Annotated in this window: 19 protein-coding genes; 12 read left to right on the top strand and 7 right to left on the bottom strand. The window is 71.4% G+C overall.

Going from position 1 to position 17794, the window contains the following annotated elements; translation table 11 throughout:
• The first annotated feature begins 56 nt into the window (after positions 1-56).
• A complete protein-coding gene (locus tag IW245_RS27630; RefSeq protein WP_197006075.1) occupies positions 57-392 on the top strand; it encodes a GroES family chaperonin in 336 nt (111 codons plus the stop codon).
• Positions 393-469: 77 nt separating this feature from the next.
• Here IW245_RS27630 and IW245_RS27625 read toward each other — a convergent pair whose 3' ends face one another.
• The 3 genes from IW245_RS27625 to IW245_RS27615 all read right to left on the bottom strand — a co-directional run bounded on the left by IW245_RS27625 (position 470) and on the right by IW245_RS27615 (position 3442).
• The gene (locus IW245_RS27625; RefSeq protein ID WP_231400309.1) at positions 470-2344 is read right to left on the bottom strand and encodes an ATP-dependent DNA helicase; all 1875 of its coding nucleotides are present in this window, start codon (positions 2342-2344) and stop codon (positions 470-472) included.
• Between the two features lie 205 nt (positions 2345-2549).
• Positions 2550-2936 (bottom strand): DUF3817 domain-containing protein, encoded by a 387-nt coding sequence (locus IW245_RS27620; protein ID WP_307788920.1) that lies wholly within the window; start codon positions 2934-2936, stop codon positions 2550-2552.
• Complete coding sequence (locus IW245_RS27615; protein WP_197006074.1) at positions 2933-3442, bottom strand: hypothetical protein; 510 nt, start codon at positions 3440-3442, stop codon at positions 2933-2935. Before IW245_RS27615 ends, IW245_RS27620 begins: the two co-directional genes overlap by 4 nt.
• A 59-nt stretch (positions 3443-3501) precedes the next feature.
• Here IW245_RS27615 and IW245_RS27610 point away from each other — a divergent pair, with 59 nt between their 5' ends.
• Genes IW245_RS27610 through recR form a run of 5 tightly spaced genes read left to right on the top strand, consistent with a single transcriptional unit; the run spans position 3502 to position 7513 of the window.
• Positions 3502-5649 carry a DNA polymerase III subunit gamma and tau gene (locus IW245_RS27610; protein ID WP_197006073.1) on the top strand — a complete coding sequence of 716 codons (2148 nt, stop codon included), beginning with the start codon at positions 3502-3504 and terminating at the stop codon, positions 5647-5649.
• 44 nt (positions 5650-5693) lie between these two features.
• Positions 5694-6116 (top strand): RDD family protein, encoded by a 423-nt coding sequence (locus IW245_RS27605; RefSeq protein ID WP_197006072.1) that lies wholly within the window; start codon positions 5694-5696, stop codon positions 6114-6116.
• Positions 6097-6564 carry a DUF3592 domain-containing protein gene (locus tag IW245_RS27600; protein ID WP_197006071.1) on the top strand — a complete coding sequence of 156 codons (468 nt, stop codon included), beginning with the start codon at positions 6097-6099 and terminating at the stop codon, positions 6562-6564. The genes IW245_RS27605 and IW245_RS27600 overlap by 20 nt, the downstream gene beginning before the upstream one ends.
• A 43-nt stretch (positions 6565-6607) precedes the next feature.
• Positions 6608-6916 carry a YbaB/EbfC family nucleoid-associated protein gene (locus IW245_RS27595; protein ID WP_197008709.1) on the top strand — a complete coding sequence of 103 codons (309 nt, stop codon included), beginning with the start codon at positions 6608-6610 and terminating at the stop codon, positions 6914-6916.
• 3 nt (positions 6917-6919) lie between these two features.
• Positions 6920-7513 carry a recombination mediator RecR gene (recR, locus tag IW245_RS27590; RefSeq protein WP_197006070.1) on the top strand — a complete coding sequence of 198 codons (594 nt, stop codon included), beginning with the start codon at positions 6920-6922 and terminating at the stop codon, positions 7511-7513.
• A gap of 105 nt (positions 7514-7618) precedes the next feature.
• On the opposite strand, the gene IW245_RS27585 is transcribed toward recR, so the two are convergent.
• Complete coding sequence (locus tag IW245_RS27585; protein WP_233472950.1) at positions 7619-8419, bottom strand: alpha/beta fold hydrolase; 801 nt, start codon at positions 8417-8419, stop codon at positions 7619-7621.
• Positions 8420-8468: 49 nt separating this feature from the next.
• Positions 8469-9314, bottom strand: coding sequence for an alkaline phosphatase family protein (locus IW245_RS27580; protein ID WP_197006068.1), 846 nt, complete (start codon positions 9312-9314; stop codon positions 8469-8471).
• A gap of 148 nt (positions 9315-9462) precedes the next feature.
• On the opposite strand from IW245_RS27580, the gene IW245_RS27575 reads away from it, so the two are divergent.
• The 5 genes from IW245_RS27575 (at position 9463) to IW245_RS27555 (ending at position 15118) form a co-directional block, all read left to right on the top strand.
• Complete coding sequence (locus IW245_RS27575; RefSeq protein ID WP_197006067.1) at positions 9463-11118, top strand: ABC transporter substrate-binding protein; 1656 nt, start codon at positions 9463-9465, stop codon at positions 11116-11118.
• Positions 11119-11179: 61 nt separating this feature from the next.
• Positions 11180-12184 (top strand): ABC transporter permease, encoded by a 1005-nt coding sequence (locus tag IW245_RS27570; RefSeq protein WP_197006066.1) that lies wholly within the window; start codon positions 11180-11182, stop codon positions 12182-12184.
• Positions 12181-13131, top strand: coding sequence for an ABC transporter permease (locus IW245_RS27565; protein ID WP_197006065.1), 951 nt, complete (start codon positions 12181-12183; stop codon positions 13129-13131). The genes IW245_RS27570 and IW245_RS27565 overlap by 4 nt, the downstream gene beginning before the upstream one ends.
• A gap of 2 nt (positions 13132-13133) precedes the next feature.
• On the top strand, positions 13134-14117 hold the full coding sequence (locus IW245_RS27560) for an ABC transporter ATP-binding protein (RefSeq protein ID WP_197008708.1): 984 nt from the start codon (positions 13134-13136) through the stop codon (positions 14115-14117).
• Positions 14114-15118, top strand: a complete 1005-nt coding sequence (locus IW245_RS27555; protein WP_197006064.1) for an ABC transporter ATP-binding protein — start codon at positions 14114-14116, stop codon at positions 15116-15118. Before IW245_RS27560 ends, IW245_RS27555 begins: the two co-directional genes overlap by 4 nt.
• A 101-nt stretch (positions 15119-15219) precedes the next feature.
• On the opposite strand, the gene IW245_RS27550 is transcribed toward IW245_RS27555, so the two are convergent.
• Together IW245_RS27550 and IW245_RS27545 are read right to left on the bottom strand one after the other, a co-directional pair.
• Positions 15220-15462 (bottom strand): hypothetical protein, encoded by a 243-nt coding sequence (locus IW245_RS27550; protein ID WP_233472944.1) that lies wholly within the window; start codon positions 15460-15462, stop codon positions 15220-15222.
• A 164-nt stretch (positions 15463-15626) separates the two neighbouring features.
• Positions 15627-16271, bottom strand: coding sequence for an HNH endonuclease family protein (locus IW245_RS27545; RefSeq protein WP_197006063.1), 645 nt, complete (start codon positions 16269-16271; stop codon positions 15627-15629).
• A gap of 82 nt (positions 16272-16353) precedes the next feature.
• Between IW245_RS27545 and IW245_RS27540 the strand changes: the two genes are divergently transcribed.
• Positions 16354-17715: an MFS transporter gene (locus tag IW245_RS27540; protein WP_197006062.1), complete on the top strand. Its 1362-nt coding sequence runs from the start codon at positions 16354-16356 to the stop codon at positions 17713-17715.
• Positions 17716-17794 lie beyond the last annotated feature (79 nt).

Here is a 17794-nt window from a genome sequence, read left to right as displayed (position 1 = left end):
TCAGCTTGAACACCACCATAGTCGCGCGTTCGAGCGTGCCGGTAGCGTCAACAGATGTGACCGATACCCAGACCAGCGATGGGCTACCCATCCGCCTCCTGCACGACCGGGTGCTCGTCCAACTCGAGGGCAACGAGGGCGAACGCCGGTCCGCCGCCGGCATCGTGATCCCGGCGACCGCCTCCATCGCCCAACGGCTGTCCTGGGCCACCGCCGTGGCCGTCGGGCCGAACGTACGGGCCGTCGCGACCGGCGACCGGGTGCTGTTCGACCCCGACGAGCGCTCGGAGGTGGAGCTGCACGGCCGGGAGTACATCATGCTGCGGGAACGGGACGTGCACGCTGTCGCCGCCAAGCGCGTCGAACCCGACTCGACCGGGCTGTACCTGTAGATCATCGGGTGCGCCGGGCGCGGACGGGCCGACCGGCGGGGCCGCCGCGCGGGCAGTCCGCGCTGCCCCCGGGGCCGTCAGCTCGTCCCGAGCCGCTTCAGCGCCTGCCGCACCACGGCCGGATCCGTCGTGTACCAGAACGGCGGCAGCGACTTGCGCAGATACGGCCCGTACGACCGCTGGGTGTGCAGCCGCGAGTCCAGCACCGCCACCACGCCCTTGTCCCCGAGCGTGCGGATCAGCCGTCCGGCACCCTGCGCCAGCCGGACGGCGGCGTGCGGGACGCTGACCGCCGCGAACCCGGAGCCGCCCTCCGCGTCGATCGCCGCCGACCGGGCGGCCGACAGCGGCTCGTCCGGACGGGGGAACGGCAGCCGGTCGATGACCACGAGCTGGCACGCGTCACCCGGCACGTCCACGCCCTGCCACAGCGACATGACGCCGAACAGGCACGTCTCCGGCTCGGCCTTGAACCGCTTCACCAGCAGCGGCAGCGACTCCTCGCCCTGCAGCAGCACCGGCAGGTCGGTGCGCGCCCGGACCACCTCCGCGGCCCGCTCGGCGGCCTTCCGCGAGGAGAACAGCCCCAGGGTCCGGCCGCCGATCGCGCCCACCAGCTCGACCAGCTCGTCGGCCGCCCCGTCCGACAGGCCGGACATGGTCGGCCGGGGGATGTGCGCCGCCACGTACAGAATCCCCTGCTTGGGGTAGTCGAACGGCGAGCCGACGTCCAGGGACGTCCACTTCAGGCCGGCCTCGGGCTTGGCGTCCGCCGGGGGCAGGCCGAGGGAACGGGCCACCGCCTTGAACTCCCCGCCCAGGGCTAGCGTCGCCGACGAGGCGATGACGACCCTTTCCGGGTACAGCGTCTCCGTCAGCGTGCCGGCCACCGACAACGGGGCCACCACGAGCGCGCGCCGGTTGCCCCGGTCGTCCTTCTCCACCCAGGCCACGTCGTGCGCGGCCTCCTCGAGCAGCCGCTGGGCCGTCTCGGTGATCGCCGCCAGGTTGACCTTGGCCGGCTGCTTGTCCACGGCCGACGGGTCGTCGTTCTTGATGTCGCCGATGCCGTCGATCGCGTGCCGGCAGGCGGCGTCGACGATGGTCAGCGCCTCGCGGAGCTGCCCGTGCAGCGACTCCAGCCGGCCGGGGCGGGCGTCGGCCAGCGCCACGGCGAGCGCGTCGGACGCTTCGACCAGCCGCTCGTACGCACTGGCGTCGATGTGTTGGCGGGCCCGGCGACCGGCGACGTCCATCGCGCTCGTGGTCAGCTCCGCCTGGGTCGCCGACGTCACCCGGTCGGCCAGCTCGTGCGCCTCGTCGATGATCAGGACGTCGTGCTCCGGCAGGATGTGCCGGCCGGCGAACGAGTCGAACGCCAGCAGGCTGTGGTTCGTCACCACGATGTCGGCGGCGCGGGCCCGCTCCCGGGACGCCTCGGCGAAGCACTCGTGCCCGAACTGGCACTTCTGCGCCCCGATGCACTCCCGCGCCGGCATGCTGACGCTGCGCCACGCCGTGTCGTCCACGCCCGGGTCCAGCTCGTCGCGGTCGCCCTCGACGGTGGTCTCCGCCCACTCCCGGATCCGGGTCACCTGCTGGCCCAGCTTGCCGGCCTGGCCCAGCCACTTCGGCGCGTCGTCCTGCTGGAACAGGTCGGGCTCGTCGGCGTTGGACGACTCCAGTTTCGCCTTGCACAGATAGTGCGCCCGACCCTTGACCAGCGCGAACGTCGGCCGGCGGCCGAGCACCGGCTCCACGGCGTCGGCGAGGCGGGGCAGGTCGCCCGTGACCAGCTGGGACTGCAGGGCCAGGGTCGCGGTGGAGACCACGACCGGGCCGTCCACGAGCAGGGCCGGAACGAGATACGCGAGGGACTTGCCGGTGCCGGTGCCGGCCTGGACGAGCAGGTGCTCGCCGGTGCGGATGGCTCTGTCGACGGCCTTGGCCATCTCCTTCTGCCCGGGTCGCTCGGCCCCACCGGGGACCGCTCCGACGGCGGCGGCCAGCAGCTTTTCGACGTCGACGGTCACGGTCGATAACCGTACTCCCGGGGTGCGACAGCTTCCCCGCGCGGGCCGCCAGAAGAGTGCCCCGACACCCGGCTGCGCGTGATCCGCACGCGCCGCAGTGCGGTGTGCGCATGGGCGCCGTGGGTCACGCCGCGGCGCGCACCCAGGCCACCGCGCGCCGCTCGGCGTAGAACGACACGAACGGGATCGTGCCGGCGAGCATCATCAGGACGATCCGGCCGAACGGCCAGCCGGCCCGCCGACCCAGGTCGAACGTCAGCACGACGTAGACCATGTAGAGCAGGCCGTGGATCGGGCTGACGATCGCGACGCCGGCCGGCTGGTCCGCCAGGTACTTCAGCGGCATCGCCACCAGGGTGAGCGCGAGCAGGGCGACGCCGACGACGTACGAGGAGAGCCGGTAGCGCGACAGTGCCCCCGGCACGCCGGGCTCCGCGAGAGTGACCGCGGGGGCCGCCGGCACGGCGTCGTCCTGGACGGCGTCGGTGGCGAGTTCGGCGCGCTCGGTCATGTCTGTACTCCCGGGTAGTCGTTGGGCGACCGGTGCGGGTGGGCGTTCAGCCACCCGAGGTAGTGGTTGTATGCGGCGGTCTCGGGGTCGTCGTCGTGGGCCGAGGCCCGGGCGGCGGCCCGCTGCTCGGCGAGTCGCCGGGCGACGTCCGCGCCGGAGGCCCGCTCGACGGGAGCCGCGCTCTGGTCGGCACCGGCCTGGTCGCCGGCCGGGCGCGCGCCGGTCGCCCCCGCGCCGGACGCCCGCGCGCCGGATCCGGACGGCAGCGGGCCGACCTCAGGCCGCAACGCGTCCACCGACCCCCGGAGCTCCCGCCGAACAGCCCTGATCCAGACAAAAATGGTGAAACCCGCGAATACCGGCCATTCCAGGGAGTAACCGATACTGAGCGCGTTGCCGTCCCGCGCCCGGCCGATCTGCCACCACGCGAGCCCGAGCATCGCGGCGACGATGGCCGCCGCGAGCAGGTGGAGCAGCAGCCACCGGGGGGTGAGGAGCCGGCGCATGTCCAGCAGGCTACCCGTGCACGTGAACGGCGTGCCGCTCGGCGTGAGAAAGTAGACCCGTGACAGCCCTGTACCGCAAGTACCGGCCGAGGACGTTCGACGAGATCATCGGGCAGGACCATGTCACCCAGCCCCTGATCCAGGCGCTGAGGAACGGCCGGCTGAACCACGCCTACCTGTTCTCAGGCCCCCGGGGCTGCGGGAAGACGTCGAGTGCCCGGATCCTGGCCCGTTCGCTGAACTGCGAGCAGGGCCCCACGCCCAACCCCTGCGGCGAGTGCCGGTCGTGTCGCGACCTGGCCCCCGACGGGGCGGGTTCCATCGACGTGATCGAGATCGACGCCGCGAGTCACGGCGGCGTGGACGACGCCCGCGAGCTGCGGGAGAAGGCGTTCTTCGCGCCGGTCTCCTCCCGCTTCAAGGTGTACGTGATCGACGAGGCCCACATGGTGTCCTCCGCCGGGTTCAACGCCCTGCTCAAGCTGGTCGAGGAGCCGCCGGACTACGTCCGGTTCGTGTTCGCGACGACGGAGCCGGAGAAGGTCCTCGGCACGATCAAGTCCCGGACCCACCACTATCCGTTCCGGCTGATCCCGCCGAGCATCCTGCGGCCGTACTGCGAGCAGCTGGCCGCCGCCGAGGGCGTGGCCATCGAGCCGGCGGTGTTCCCGCTGGTCGTGAAGGCCGGCACCGGTTCGGCCCGGGACACGCTGTCGATCCTCGACCAGCTGATCGCCGGCGCCGGCGAGGAGGGCGTGACCTACCAGCGCGCCGTCGCCCTGCTCGGCGTCACCGACGCGGCCCTGATCGACGAGACGGTCGACGCGCTCGCCGACGCCGACGGCGCGGCCCTGTTCGCCACGATCGACCGGGTGGTCGAGGCCGGCCACGACCCGCGCCGCTTCGCCACCGACCTGCTCGAACGCTTCCGGGACCTGATCGTGCTCCAGCAGGTGCCCGACGCGATCGGCAAGGGCCTGCTGGACGTGCCGGCCGACGAGGTGGAGCGGATGACCGCCCAGGCCCTGCGCCTCGGCACCGCCGAACTCTCCCGCCTCGCCGAGCTGGTCCACGACGGCCTGGCCACCATGCGCGGCACGACGGCCCCCCGGCTCACCCTGGAGCTGATCTGCGCCCGGATGCTCCTGCCCGGCGCGGAACAGACCACGGCCGCTCTCCTGCAGCGCCTCGAAAGGCTCGAATCCAAAACCCACAATATGGTTACGGGGGTTCCTGCCCCGGCAGCCGCGGCCGTTCCCGCCGCCGGGCCGACCCCGGTCCCTCCGGCAGCCCAGAGCGCCCCGACCAGGGCTGACACGTCCCGCCCGGCCGCGGAGTCCCCGGCGGCGGGGTCCCAGCGGCCAGCGCCGGGCCAGGCCAGCCAGACCCCGCAGCCAGGCCAGGCGACCCAGCCCGCCGGCTCCCCGAGCCAGTCCGCCCCGCCGGCGTTCCCGGCTGGCCAGGCCCTCCCGCCGGCCGGGTCCCCGGGCGCACCGGCTTCCGCCGTGCCGCAGCCGACCCCGCACGCGACCCCCACCCCGCCGGCGACCCCGCCAGTCCCGTCCGGCGCGCTCGACGTCGTCGCCGTCCAGCGGGCCTGGGACGAGGTCCTCGGCCAGGTCCGCAACCGCAGCCTCCGGGCCTCGGCCCTGGTCCGCCAGGTCACGGTCCGCGACCTGGACGGCATCACCGTCGTGCTCGTCTGCCAGAACAAGTTCCAGGCCGACGAGGTGACCAAGGCCTCGGGGATCGTGGAGGAGGCCCTCCTCCAGGTGCTCGGCACGGCCCTGAAGATCCGCTGCGACATCGGCGGCGGTGGCACCCCGCCGCCCCGCCCGGCCACCCCGACCCCGGGCCCGGCCCCGGCTCCGCAGCCCCGCCCGGCCCCGTCAGCCCCGGCGGCCCGCCCCCAGGCCGGACCACCTCCGACATCCTCTCGCCCAGCCCCGACCCAGGCCGCGCCTCCGGCGGTGGACGACGAGGAACCCTGGCCGGACCTCCCGCCGTCCTTCGACGAGGAGGAGCCGCCGCCGGCCCCGATGGTGCAGGTCCCGGTCGCCCCGGCCCAGGCCGTCCCCGAGTACGAGGGCTTCGAGCCCGGGGACGAGCCCGGTGACGAGGTGGTCGACAAGGACGCCCCCCTCAATTCCGAGGAGCAGGCCATGAAGCTGCTCTCCGAGATGCTGGGCGCGCAGAAGATCTCCTAGCGGCCTATTGACGCCTATCGAGGTCAGGTCCAGACTTCGGTTCCATGGCGAAGAAAGCCCGGGGCAGTCGGATCCCCGCCCACAAGAGGCCCAGGTACGCGCACTGGGTGCTCCGCGCCGCCGCGTACCTGATCGATGTGGGGATCGTGGGTCTGGTGGTCTTCGCGGCCGCCGAGCTGCACCTGCAGCTCGCCGGGGGCATCGTGGCGCTGGTCCTGACCGCGGCGAACCGGTGGTATCTCAGCGGGCGCACCGGCCAGACCGTCGGCCGGCGGCTGCTGCGGATCCGGTTGCTGTCCGTCGACTCGGGCGAGCCGATCGGCCTGTGGCGGGCGCTGCTCCGCGACGTCGCGCACGTCCTGGACACCGTCTCGCTGCTCGCCGGCTGGTTCTTCCCGATCTGGGACGCCCAGCGCCAGACGTTCGCTGACAAGCTGCTCGGCACGCATGTCACGGTTGTCAGGTAGCGCCAGGTCCCCGCACTCGGCGTCCGTGGTCGTCGCGCTGATCGGCCTGTTCGCCGCGACTTTGGGACTGTGGAACTGGTCCGTCACGTCGGGCCTGCGGGACCGGGGCGTGGAGACGACCGGGGTGTCCGTCGAGGGGCCGAGGACCCGCCAGGGGGGACAGACCTGGGTGCTCGAGTACAGCGACCCCCGTGGCGAGCTGGTGCGCTGCGGCCGGGTGGACGGCGTGCCGCCGGGGGCGGGCAAGGGGTGGCGGATCCGCTACGACCCGCAGCGCCCCACCCGGTGCGCCTTCTCCAACGACCCGCTGCCGCTGGGCGGCCAGGTCACCCTGACCGTCGCCGGGCTCCTCGTCCTGCTCGCCGGCCTCGGCTGGATCGTGGTGTGGCTGCTGCCCGACCCCGGCCGGGTCGCCCGCGCGGCCGGGGGCTCCCGAAAGGGACGATAGGCTGAGTGGCGATACCGACAGAGGGGGAGCCGCCATGGCGAACATGCAGAAGATCATGCAGCAGGCTGCCCAGATGCAGCAGCAGGTGGCGGCGGCCCAGCAGCAGCTCGCCGAGACCGAGGTCAGCGGCAGTTCCGGCGGTGGCCTGGTGACGGCCGTCGTGACGGGCGCCGGGGAGCTCCGCAGCATCAAGATCGACCCGAAGGTCGTGGACGCCGACGACGTCGAGACCCTCGAGGACCTCATCATCGCGGCCGTGCACGTGGCCAACGGCGAGGCCCAGAAGCTCACCGAGAAGATCATGGGACCGATCACCGGCGCGCTCGGTGGCCTCGGTCTCCCGGGGATGTAGGCCGTGTACGAGGGTGCGATCCAGGACCTGATCGACGAGTTGGGGCAGCTGCCGGGCATCGGCCCGAAGAGCGCCCAGCGGCTCGCGTTCCACATTCTCGCCGCCGACAACGCCGACGTGCACCGGCTGTCCGCCGCCCTGAACAGGGTGAAGGAGCTGGTCCGGTTCTGCGACGTGTGCTTCAACGTCTCGGAGAACGACAGCTGCCGGATCTGCCGGGACCCCCGCCGGGGCACCGAGGTGATCTGCGTGGTCGAGGAGCCCAAGGACGTCGTCGCGATCGAGCGGACGGGCGAGTTCCGCGGCAAGTACCACGTGCTGGGTGGCGCGATCAACCCACTGGAGGGCATCGGCCCCGACCAGCTGCGGATCCGCGAGCTGCTCCTCCGGTTGCGGGGCGGCGAGGTGAAGGAGCTGATCCTGGCCACCGACCCGAACACCGAGGGCGAGGCGACAGCGACGTACCTGGCGCTGCTGGTCAAGCCGATGGGGCTGATCGTGAGCCGGTTGGCGAGTGGCCTGCCGGTGGGCGGCGACCTGGAGTACGCGGACGAGATCACCCTCGGCCGGGCCTTCGAGGGCCGGCGCACCGTCTAGCCCCGGCGGTCCCGGTGGGGTCCCGCCCATGGTCCGGCCCGGGCTGTCCGGCCCCGCCCATCGTCCGGCCCTGGCTGTCCGGTGCCGCCGGTGGTCGGGACCCGGCTATCCGGCCGCGCCGGTGAGGAACGACGCCACGGTGGCCGCGAACGCCGCCGGGTCGTCCACCCACGGGAAGTGCCCGGCTCCCGGCAGTACCACCAGGTCGGCGTTCCCGAACAGGTCCGCCAGCGCGCGCACCGCCTCCCGGGTGGGCCAGATGTCGTGCTCGCCGACCACCAGCAGCACGGGGGTCGGCAGGTCCGCGAGCCGCGCCGGCAGGGTCGGGTCGGGCTCGAAGTCCGCGTAGAACCCGTCGGTCGCTGGTGCCGCGAACTGCCCCGGCTCGGCGGCGGCCTGGGCCTGCGCCGCGGCGTTCCACGCGCCGTAGAGCAGCGGGGCCGACAGCCAGCGGTAGCGTTCCAACTCCTCCGGGGTGCCGGCCTCCGCGGTCAGCGCCGCGACCGCTTCCGCGAACCACGGCTCCGCCGCCCGCTCGGCCAGCACCTCCTCGACGCCCACGTCGGACTGGATGCCGGTCACCCGCAGGGACGGGTCGACCAGCACGAGGCGGTCGAGCCGGTGCGGATACCGCGCGGCGTAGAGCATGCAGACGCCGCCACTCGCGGAGTGCCCGAACAGGTCCATCCGGTCGAGGCCGAGGTGCGCGCGCAGCGCCTCGACGTCCTCGGGGAGCCGGTCGACCCGGTAGGTCCCTGGGTCCGCCGGTACCTCCGACGCGCCGGTGCCCCGGTTGTCGAGCAGGACGAGTGTCCGGTGCGCGGACAGCCCCCCGAGATCGGCCAGGTACTCGACGGCCTGGCCCGGCCCGCCCGGCACGCAGACCAGCGGCGGGCCGGAACCGATCAGCCGGAAGCTGAGCTCGGTGCCGTCCCAGGACCGGAAGCGCTCCACGTCAGGCCTTCCGCTGGCCGAACGGGACGCCTTCCAGGCCCCACTCCGCCTCGACGTCCAGGCCCAGGGCCGCGAACACGCTCGGCGCGATGTCCGCGTGTTCGGCGGTCACCTCGCCCGTCGGAATCCCGGGCCCACTGGCAGCGATCCACGCCCGCGCCTCCCACGGGTCCCGCCCGCCGTGCCCGCCCGTGTCGATGTGCCCGTGGTCGGTGACGACGACGAACGTCCACTCCTCCGCCGCGTACCCGGGGCGGGCCCGGATCGCGTCGAGCACCTGGCCGATCCGCGCGTCGGCCCGCTCCACCGCCGCCAGGTAGTTCGGCGTGACGCCCTCGTGGTGGCAGATCTCGTCCGGCTCGCCGAAGTAGACGAACGCCGCGTGGTAGTCGCCCTCGCCGAGCGTGCGGGCGGCGTCGAGTGCGATGTCGGCCCCGGTCGAGTCGTAGTCATGGGAGGAGGCTTCCAGCCGCAGTACCCGATGGGGGTTGGCGAACACGGGGCCCTCGCAGTCGGGACCGACCAACGGCGGCCAGTCGGCGGCGGCGTAGGTCCGGATCTCCGGCCAGGCGGTGCGCAGCCGGGTGAGGAAGTCCGGGTAGTCGGCGAGCCGGTGGTCGGCGAAGATGTTGCCGTCGATGTTGTGCTTGTCGGCCCAGACCCCGGTGGCTACGTTGGACCAGCCCGGCCCGGAGACGGTGGGCGCGAGGTCGTTCAGCTCGAACGCGACGTGGAAGCCGTCGGCGGCGATCGCGTCGATCCGGGGGGTGCGCGCCGCCGCGAGGGTGTCGGTCCGGACGCCGTCGACTCCGAACACGACGATCCGGCGGCTGGGTGAGAAGGCCATGCCCCAGCCTCGCACAACCCGGCGTCCACTACCGAGAGTGACACAGGGCACAATTTGACCACGACCTATGGCCATCTATTCCTCCCGCCTCCTGTGGCCACTAAGGTGCCTTCCAGAGAGTGACCCCAGTCACAGCCGAGGTGGAATCATGCAACGAAGCAGGTTCAGGACCGCTTGCGCGGTCGCGGCGATCGCGGCATTGACCGTCGGCATCGCCGGTTGCGCCGAGAGCAAGCGCGATAACAGTTCGACCAGCAAGGACAAGACCCTCGTCTTCGGTACCGCGGGCGAGCCCAAGGTGCTGGACCCGGCCCTGGCCACGGACGGCGAGACCTACCGTCCGCCGCGGCAGGTCCTGGAGACCCTGATCGGCAACGAGCAGGGTTCCGCGAAGCTCGTGCCCCGCCTCGCCGAGAAGTGGGACGTCTCCCCGGATGGCACGGTGTGGACGTTCAACCTGCGCAAGGGCGTCAAGTTCCACGATGGCACGGACTTCAACGCCGACGCGGTCTGCCAGAACTTCAACCGTTGGTTCAACTTCACCGGCCTGTACCAGAACGTCGCGGAGTACTGGCTGGACACCTTCGGCGGCTTCGCGAAGAGCGAGAGCCCGACCGCGCCGCCGTCGAACTTCAAGAGCTGCGCCGCGAAGGACTCGAACACCGCGGTGATCTCCCTGAACAAGCCGACGAGCCGGCTGCCGGGCGCGTTCACGCTGCCGGCGATGTCGATCCAGAGCCCGAAGGCCCTCGCGGAGTACGCGAACGAGTCGATGAGCGGGGACGCCAAGAACCTGACGTACCCGAAGTACGCGCTCGAGAAGATGGTGGGCACCGGCCCGTTCAAGTTCGTCAGCTGGGACCGGGCGAACAAGAAGATCACCATGGAGCGCAACGACGGCTACTGGGGTGACAAGGCCAAGATCGCCAAGCTGATCTTCCGCGCGATCCCGGACGAGAACGCCCGTCGCCAGGCCCTCGAAGCCGGTGAGATCCAGGGCTACGACCTGGTCGCCCCGGCCGACGTGCCCTCGCTGACCAGCAAGGGCTTCGACGTCCCGGCCCGCCCGCCGTTCAACATCCTCTACCTGGGCATGGGTCAGGACAACCCGAAGCTCGCCGACGTCAGGGTCCGGCAGGCCATCGCCTACGCGGTGGACCGCGAGGCGCTGGTCAAGTCGAAGCTGCCGAACGGTGCCAAGGTCGCCGACCAGTTCATGCCGGACTCGGTCGAGGGCTACGCGTCGGACGTGAAGAAGTACCCGCACGACGTCGCCAAGGCCAAGAGCCTGCTGGCCGAGGCCGGCGCGACCGGGGTCGAGCTGAAGTTCTACTACCCGACCGAGGTCACCCGGCCGTACATGCCGAACCCGAAGGACATCTTCGAGATCCTCAAGGCCGGGCTGGAAGAGGCCGGGATCAAGGTGACCCCGGTGCCGGAGAAGTGGTCGCCGACCTACCTGGACGACGTCCGGGCCGGCAAGCCGGACCTGTGGATCGTCGGCTGGACCGGTGACTACAACGAGGGCTACAACTTCGTCGGCACGTTCTTCGGCCGGCAGAAGCCCGAGTGGAGCTTCGACAACGTCGCTCTGCGCGACGCCCTGGCGAAGGTGGACATCGAGCCGAGCCGCGAGAAGCGGATCGAGATGTACAAGGACATCAACAAGCAGATCATGGAGTTCCTCCCCGGTGTGCCGCTGTCCTCCTCCCCGCCGTCGATCGCGTTCGCCAAGAACGTCAAGGGCGTCAAGCCGAGCCCGCTGACCGACGAGAAGTTCTACACGGCCGAGTTCACGTCCTGACGGCCACGGTTGCGGCACCCCTGAGCGATCAGGGGTGCCGCGCCGGTCCTGGAGGTCCCTCTTGATTCGCTTCATCGTCCGGCGGCTGCTGCAACTGGTACCGACCATGTTCGGCCTGTCGTTGCTCCTGTTCATCTGGCTGCACCGGCTGCCCGGCGGCCCCGAGACCTCGATCCTGGGCGAGCGGGCCACCGAGGAGCGCCGGGCCCAGATCCGGGCGTCCCTCGGCCTCGACGAGCCGATCTGGGTGCAGTACGGCCGGTTCATGCGCAAGCTCGTGGCCTTCGACTTCGGTACCTCGATCCAGACCGGCCGGCCGGTGATGACCGAGTTCGGCCAACGGTTCCCGGCGACCCTGGAGTTGACGGTCACAGCCCTGGTCATCGCGATCGGGATCGGCATCCCGCTGGGCTACATGGCCGCCCGCCGCCGGGGGAGCTGGCTCGACAACGGCACGGTGATGGGCTCGCTGCTCGGCGTGTGCGTGCCGGTGTTCTTCCTCGCCTACGTGCTCAAGGCGATCTTCTCCGAGTACCTGCACGTCTTCCCGTCCTCCGGCCGGCAGAGCGACCTGCTCGAGGCCACCCACGTGACCGGCATGTTCGTCCTCGACGGGTTGATCACCCGGGAGTGGGACGCGGCCGGTGACGCGCTGCTGCACCTGGTGCTGCCGGGGATCGCCCTGGCGAGCATCCCGTTCGCGATCATCGTGCGGATGACCCGGGCCAGTGTCCTGGAGGTCGTCGGCGAGGACTACGTGCGCACCGCCGAGGCCAAGGGCCTGACCGAGCGGACCGTGCGCGGCCGGCACATCCTGCGCAACGCCCTGCTCCCGGTGGCCACGGTCATCGGCCTGGCGGTCGGCGGGCTGCTGTCCGGCGCGGTGCTGACGGAGACGGTGTTCGCGTTCGGCGGGATCGGCTCGTTCCTGCGGGACTCCATCGAGTTCCGCGACTATCCGGTACTGATGGGCTTCATCATGATGATCGCGCTCGTCTACGTCCTGGTGAACCTCGCCGTGGACGTCTCCTATGGATTGATCGACCCACGGGTGAGGGTGCGATGAGTCGGAAGAAGGACCGGATCGACCAGCTCGCCGAGCTGGCCGGCACCCGGGCGGAGACCGGCGAGAGCCTGTGGCGGGTCGCGTTCAAGCGGGTCCGGCGCAGCCCCACGGCCATCGTCGGCGCCGTGATCATCGCGGTATTCCTGCTGATCGCGCTGCTCGGCCCGCTGTTCGCGCCGCACGACCCGGTCGCCCAGACCTGGCGGGGCGACATCAGCGAGTCGATGGGCCTGTTCCCCGGCCCCCGGTCCGGCAACCTGCTCGGCGTGGACAGCCTCGGCCGCGACGAGTTCAGCCGGCTCGTGATCGGCGCGCGGATCTCGCTGCTGGTCGGGGTGCTGGCGACGGTGTTCGGGCTGGTCATCGGCGCGGCGCTCGGGATCGCCTCTGGCACGGCAGCCGGGCTGGGTGGCCGGGTCGGCGGCTGGATCGACTCCGTGATCATGCGGTTCATCGACATCCTGCTGTCGGTACCGGGCCTATTGCTCGCGATCAGCCTCGCCGCCATGATCGGCAACGGGCTGCCCACGGTGATGATCGCCGTCGGGACGATCAACGTGCCGATCTTCGCCCGGCTGCTCCGGGGCTCCATGCTCGCCCAGGCCCACTCGGACTACGTGCTGGCCTCGACGGCGCTCGGCGTCCGCAAGCCCAGGATCGTGTTCAGCCACATCGTGCCCAACTCGATCGCACCCGTGATCGTGCAGGCCACGCTGACCCTGGCCGTGGCGATCATCGAGGCGGCCGGGCTGTCGTTCCTCGGGCTGGGCAACGCCAACTCGTCGTACCCGGAATGGGGGGTCATGCTGGCCGACGCGCAGCGCTACCTGTCCGTCGCGCCCCGGCTGTCCATCTTCCCCGCGGTCGCGATCATCATCACGGCGCTCGGGTTCACCCTGCTGGGTGAGTCGATGCGCGAGGCCCTCGACCCGAAGCTCCGGCGGTGACCATGAGCCTGCTCGACGTGCAGGACCTGACCGTGGCGTTCACCCGACGCGGCGAGCCCGACGTGCTCGCGGTCGACGGGGTGAGCTTCACGGTCGAGGAGGGCAAGATCGTCGGCCTGGTCGGCGAGTCCGGCTGCGGCAAGAGCGTGACGTCGCTGGCGATCATGGGGCTGCTGCCCCGGCGCGGCGTCCGACTCGGCGGCAAGGCCCTTTTCGAGGGCACCGACCTGCTCCAGCTCGACCCGGGCGCCATGCGCGACGTCCGCGGCCGGGACGTGGCCATGATCTTCCAGGACCCGCTGTCCTCGCTGAACCCGGTGATCTCCATCGGGCTGCAGGTCACCGAGGTGCTCCGCCGGCACCGGGGGCTCAAGGGCGACGCTGCGACCCGGGAGGCGGCCGAACTGCTCGACCGGGTCGGCATCCCGGACCCGAAGCGTCGGCTGCGGGAGTATCCGCACCAGCTCTCCGGCGGGATGCGGCAGCGCGCGCTGATCGCGATGGCCGTCGCGTGCCGGCCCCGGCTCCTGATCGCCGACGAGCCGACGACCGCGCTCGACGTGACGATCCAGGCGCAGATCCTCGAGCTGCTCAAGGACCTGGTCCGGGAGTTCGGCACCTCCATGATCATGATCACCCACGATCTCGGGGTGGTCGCCGGGCTGTGCGACACCGTCAACGTCCTCTACTCGGGGCGGGTGATCGAGGCGGCCGGGAGGAGGCCGTTGTTCGCGGCGCCCCGGCATCCGTACACCCATGGCTTGTTGGGGTCGATTCCCCGGCTCGACGCCGACGTCGACGAGGCGCTGCGGCCGATCCGCGGGTCGGTGCGCGACGCGCTGCCGTGGGCGAAGGGCTGCGCGTTCCAGCCCCGGTGCGACCGGGCGGTCGAGAGGTGCGTCGGCGGGGCGCCGGAGTTGGAGGACACGTTCACGGGGCATCTGTGCCGGTGCGTGAACCCGGTGAGCCACGAGGAGCGGGTATGACGCTGTTGTCCGTGCAGGGCCTCAAGGTGCACTTCCCGATCCGGCGCGGCGTCCTGTTCGACCGCACGGTCGGCCACGTGTACGCCGTCGACGGCGTCGACCTCGAAGTCCCCCGGGGTGGCACGTACGGCCTGGTCGGCGAGTCGGGCTGCGGCAAGTCGACCCTCGGCCGGGCGCTGCTGCGGCTCAGCCCGGTCACCGCCGGCCGGGTCGTGTTCGACGGCGTGGACGTCGCGGCGCTGAACGGCGAGGCGCTGCGGAAGAGTCGGCGCCGGATGCAGATGATCTTCCAGGATCCGATGTCCAGCCTGGATCCCCGGCAGAACGTCGAGTCCATCCTCACCGAGGGACTGGTCGCGCACGGCCTCGGTGTCAACGCCGCGCAACGGCGGACCAAGGTGATGGAGACCCTGGACGCGGTCGGGCTGCCCCGGTGGGCCATGTCCCGGTACCCGCACGAGTTCTCCGGTGGCCAACGCCAGCGGATCGGCATCGCCCGGGCCCTGGTCCTCGGCCCCGAGCTGATCGTCGCCGACGAACCGGTCTCGGCCCTCGACGTGTCCATCCAGGCCCAGGTCATCAACCTGCTGGAGGAGCTCCAGGCCGAACTGGGCCTGACCTACCTCGTGATCGCCCACGACCTCGCCGTCGTCAAGCACATCTCCGACGTCGTCGGCGTGATGTACCTGGGCGGGCTCGTCGAGGAGGCCCCGTCCCGGGAGCTGTACGCGACGCCGCTGCATCCGTACACCCGGGCGCTGATGTCGGCCGTGCCCGTGCCCGACCCGGAGGTCGAGGACCGGCGGGAGCGGATCCTGCTCCGGGGCGACCTGCCGTCGCCGGCCAACCCGCCGTCGGGCTGCCGGTTCAACACCCGCTGCCCGTGGGCGCAGGCCAAGTGCGCGACCGAGCGGCCGGAGCTGGTCGAGGTGCGCCCCGGCCACAAGGTGGCGTGCCACTTCACGGCGGAGATCGACGCGGGGGTACTCGCCCGGAACTGACGCTTTCGGGGAACCTGACCGACAGGTTCCCCGAAAATGTCGTCACCGTCGGGCCCAGAGGACAGCGCTCGCCGGTGACTGGTCAGTCGTGCGGCCTCGGGCTAGCCGGCCGGGCGGTTGAGCAGGCCCACGGCCAGGGCGTGGATCGCCTCCGCGTCCGCGGGATTGTGCAGCGTCACCTTCGAGCCCGTGACCGTGTACCACTCCTCGGCGTCCTTGTACTGGACCTTCACCGTCGCGCTGCCGTGCTCCGACGCTGTCGACAGGGTCAGGTCACCGGTCACGACGCCGGCCTCGTCCGTCATCACCCCGCCGGGACCAGCCACGATGTCGGTCTTCAACACCTTGGCGGGCGTGGCGGCCGCCGGGGCGGCGGGAGCGGCCGGAGCCGGCGGAGCGGCAGGGGCCGCGGGCGTGCCGCCGGGCGGGGGCGCCGGTGCCGCCGGAGCGGCAGGGGTGGACGGTGGTGCGGCGGTCCGCCCCGGAGGGGGCCCAGGCTTGGGTGAGGTCATGTGCACGTCCCCAGCATGTCGGTGAGCGCGGTGCGCTCCGCTTCCGTGACGGTGAGCTGCCAGTACGACTTGACTGTGATCCAGCTCTCCGCGTAACTGCACCAGTATGCCCGGCTCGGGGGCTTCCACGTGGAAGGATCCTGGTCACCCTTGGCGCGGTTCACGGAAGCTGTGACCGCGAAGAGTTGTGGTCGGTCGAGATCGTTGGCGAAGTCGCTGCGCTTGTCGTTCGTCCAGTCGTTGGCCCCGGAGCGCCAGGCGTTGGCCAGCGGCACCATGTGGTCGATGTCCATGTCGTTGGCGACGGTGTGCTTCGCGTCGTCGTACGGACTGAGCCAGGTGCCGGCCGTGACCTTGCAGGCGCTGTCGGTCTTGACCGCCTTGCCCGCGCGCTTCAGGACGAACTCGCGGGTGTCGCAGCCGTCGCCCTGGGAGCGCCAGTGCGGGAACTTCTCCCGGCTGTACCCCGCCATGGACCGCGACGCGGCGGTCTTCAGGGCCGCGAGCTGCTGCTTGGCGGTCGAGGCCTTCTCGGGGGAGTTGCTGGGTTTGTCGGAGGACGAGCCGGTGGCCGGCTGGACGCAGCCGCCGACCAGGGCGGCGGTGACGAGGAGTGCGATACCGCGCGTGAGGGAGGACACCCCTCAAGCGTCCTGGAGCGTCGGGAACGAAGCAAGGAACTGAATACCTGCGATCCATGCCAGATTGAGGGACAATTCGGCCATGTTGTTGAAGTCGGCGGCGGGTCGCGGGACGTTGGCCGCGACCGTGCTCGCCTCGGGCATGGCCATCCTCGACGGGACGGTCGTCAACGTCGCGCTGCCGCACCTCGGTAAGGACCTGCACGCCGGGCTCGACGGACTCCAGTGGACGGTCAACGGCTACGCGCTGACCCTCGCGGCGTTCGTGCTGCTCGGTGGCGCACTGGGCGACCGGTACGGCCGCAGGCAGGTCTTCCTGATCGGCGTCGTGTGGTTCACGCTGGCGTCGGTGCTGTGCGGGGTGTCGGTCAGCATCGGCATGCTGATCGCGGCCCGGATCCTGCAGGGGATCGGCGCGGCGCTGCTGGTGCCGGGGTCGCTGGCGATCATCCAGTCGGTGTTCGACCCCGACGAGCGCGGCAAGGCGATCGGCGCGTGGTCCGGCCTCGGCGGGATCGCGATCGCCGCCGGCCCGTTCGTCGGCGGTTGGCTGATCGACACCCTCGGCTGGCGGTGGGTCTTCTACATCAACGTCCCGCTGGCGGTGCTGACCGTCGTGCTGACCCTGGTGTACACGCCTGAGACCCGTTCACCGGAGGCCCGAGCGCGGTTCGACGTCCCCGGCGCGCTGCTCACCGCCGTGTGCCTGGGCAGCACGACCTACGCCCTGATCGAGGGCAACCTCCCGGCGGGACTCCTCGGCATCGTCGCCGGGGTGGCCTTCCTCTATGTCGAGCGCCGCAGCACGGCCCCGATGCTCCCGCTGCACCTGTTCCGGAGCCGGGAGTTCAGCGTGATCAACGGCGTGACCCTCTTCGTGTACGCGGCCGTCTACGGCGTCGCCTTCTTCCTCCCGGTGTTCCTCCAGGTCTCCGCCGGGTACTCCGCGCTCGCCGCCGGCCTGTCCCTGCTGCCGTTCACGCTGGTCCTGTTGTTCTTCTCGTCGCGGGCCGGCGCGCTCGGGCACCGGCTCGGGCCGCGGATCCCGCTGACCGTCGGGCCGGTGATCAGCGCGGCCGGGTGTCTGCTGCTGATCGGTGCCGGCGAGTCGTACTGGCTGCGGGTGCTGCCCGGGGTGCTCGTCCTCGGAGTCGGGATGACGACGCTGGTCGCGCCGTTGACGGCCGGGGTGCTGGCCGCGGCCCCCGACCGGTTCGCCGGGGTGGCCAGCGGGATCAACAACGCGGTGTCCCGGGCTGCGGGGTTGTTGTCGGTGGCGGCGCTGCCGGCGTTGGCGGGGCTGTCGGTGGGGTCGTACACGAACGCGGTGGCCTTCGCGAGCGGGTACAGGATCGCGATGGCCTTCTGTGCCGGCCTGATGGTGTGCGGCGGCCTGACGGCCGGTGTCCTCCTCCGCTCCGGGCCGTCGAAGGCGGCCGCCTAACCACCTACGGTGATCAACTACACGTTGTTGCGCATTCTCCGGTGGGAGAAACCGCAACTTCGTGTAGTTGATCACCGTG

Source organism: Longispora fulva, from assembly GCF_015751905.1.
Classification (GTDB): Bacteria; Actinomycetota; Actinomycetes; order Mycobacteriales; family Micromonosporaceae; genus Longispora; species Longispora fulva.
The sequence above is the reverse complement of the archived record's forward strand: the minus strand, read 5'-3'. Positions and strand labels throughout refer to the sequence as shown.

Excerpts from the sequence above, each read along its gene's own strand:
- IW245_RS27625 (WP_231400309.1), bottom strand. The coding sequence starts at position 2,344 with ATGGCCAAGGCCGTCGACAGAGCCATCCGCACCGGCGAGCACCTGCTC.
- IW245_RS27620 (WP_307788920.1), bottom strand. The coding sequence starts at position 2,936 with ATGACCGAGCGCGCCGAACTCGCCACCGACGCCGTCCAGGACGACGCC.
- IW245_RS27615 (WP_197006074.1), bottom strand. The coding sequence starts at position 3,442 with ATGCGCCGGCTCCTCACCCCCCGGTGGCTGCTGCTCCACCTGCTCGCG.
- IW245_RS27605 (WP_197006072.1), top strand. The coding sequence starts at position 5,694 with ATGGCGAAGAAAGCCCGGGGCAGTCGGATCCCCGCCCACAAGAGGCCC.
- IW245_RS27600 (WP_197006071.1), top strand. The coding sequence starts at position 6,097 with ATGTCACGGTTGTCAGGTAGCGCCAGGTCCCCGCACTCGGCGTCCGTG.
- IW245_RS27595 (WP_197008709.1), top strand. The coding sequence starts at position 6,608 with ATGCAGAAGATCATGCAGCAGGCTGCCCAGATGCAGCAGCAGGTGGCG.
- IW245_RS27580 (WP_197006068.1), bottom strand. The coding sequence starts at position 9,314 with ATGGCCTTCTCACCCAGCCGCCGGATCGTCGTGTTCGGAGTCGACGGC.
- IW245_RS27575 (WP_197006067.1), top strand. The coding sequence starts at position 9,463 with ATGCAACGAAGCAGGTTCAGGACCGCTTGCGCGGTCGCGGCGATCGCG.
- IW245_RS27565 (WP_197006065.1), top strand. The coding sequence starts at position 12,181 with ATGAGTCGGAAGAAGGACCGGATCGACCAGCTCGCCGAGCTGGCCGGC.
- IW245_RS27560 (WP_197008708.1), top strand. The coding sequence starts at position 13,134 with ATGAGCCTGCTCGACGTGCAGGACCTGACCGTGGCGTTCACCCGACGC.
- IW245_RS27555 (WP_197006064.1), top strand. The coding sequence starts at position 14,114 with ATGACGCTGTTGTCCGTGCAGGGCCTCAAGGTGCACTTCCCGATCCGG.
- IW245_RS27540 (WP_197006062.1), top strand. The coding sequence starts at position 16,354 with ATGTTGTTGAAGTCGGCGGCGGGTCGCGGGACGTTGGCCGCGACCGTG.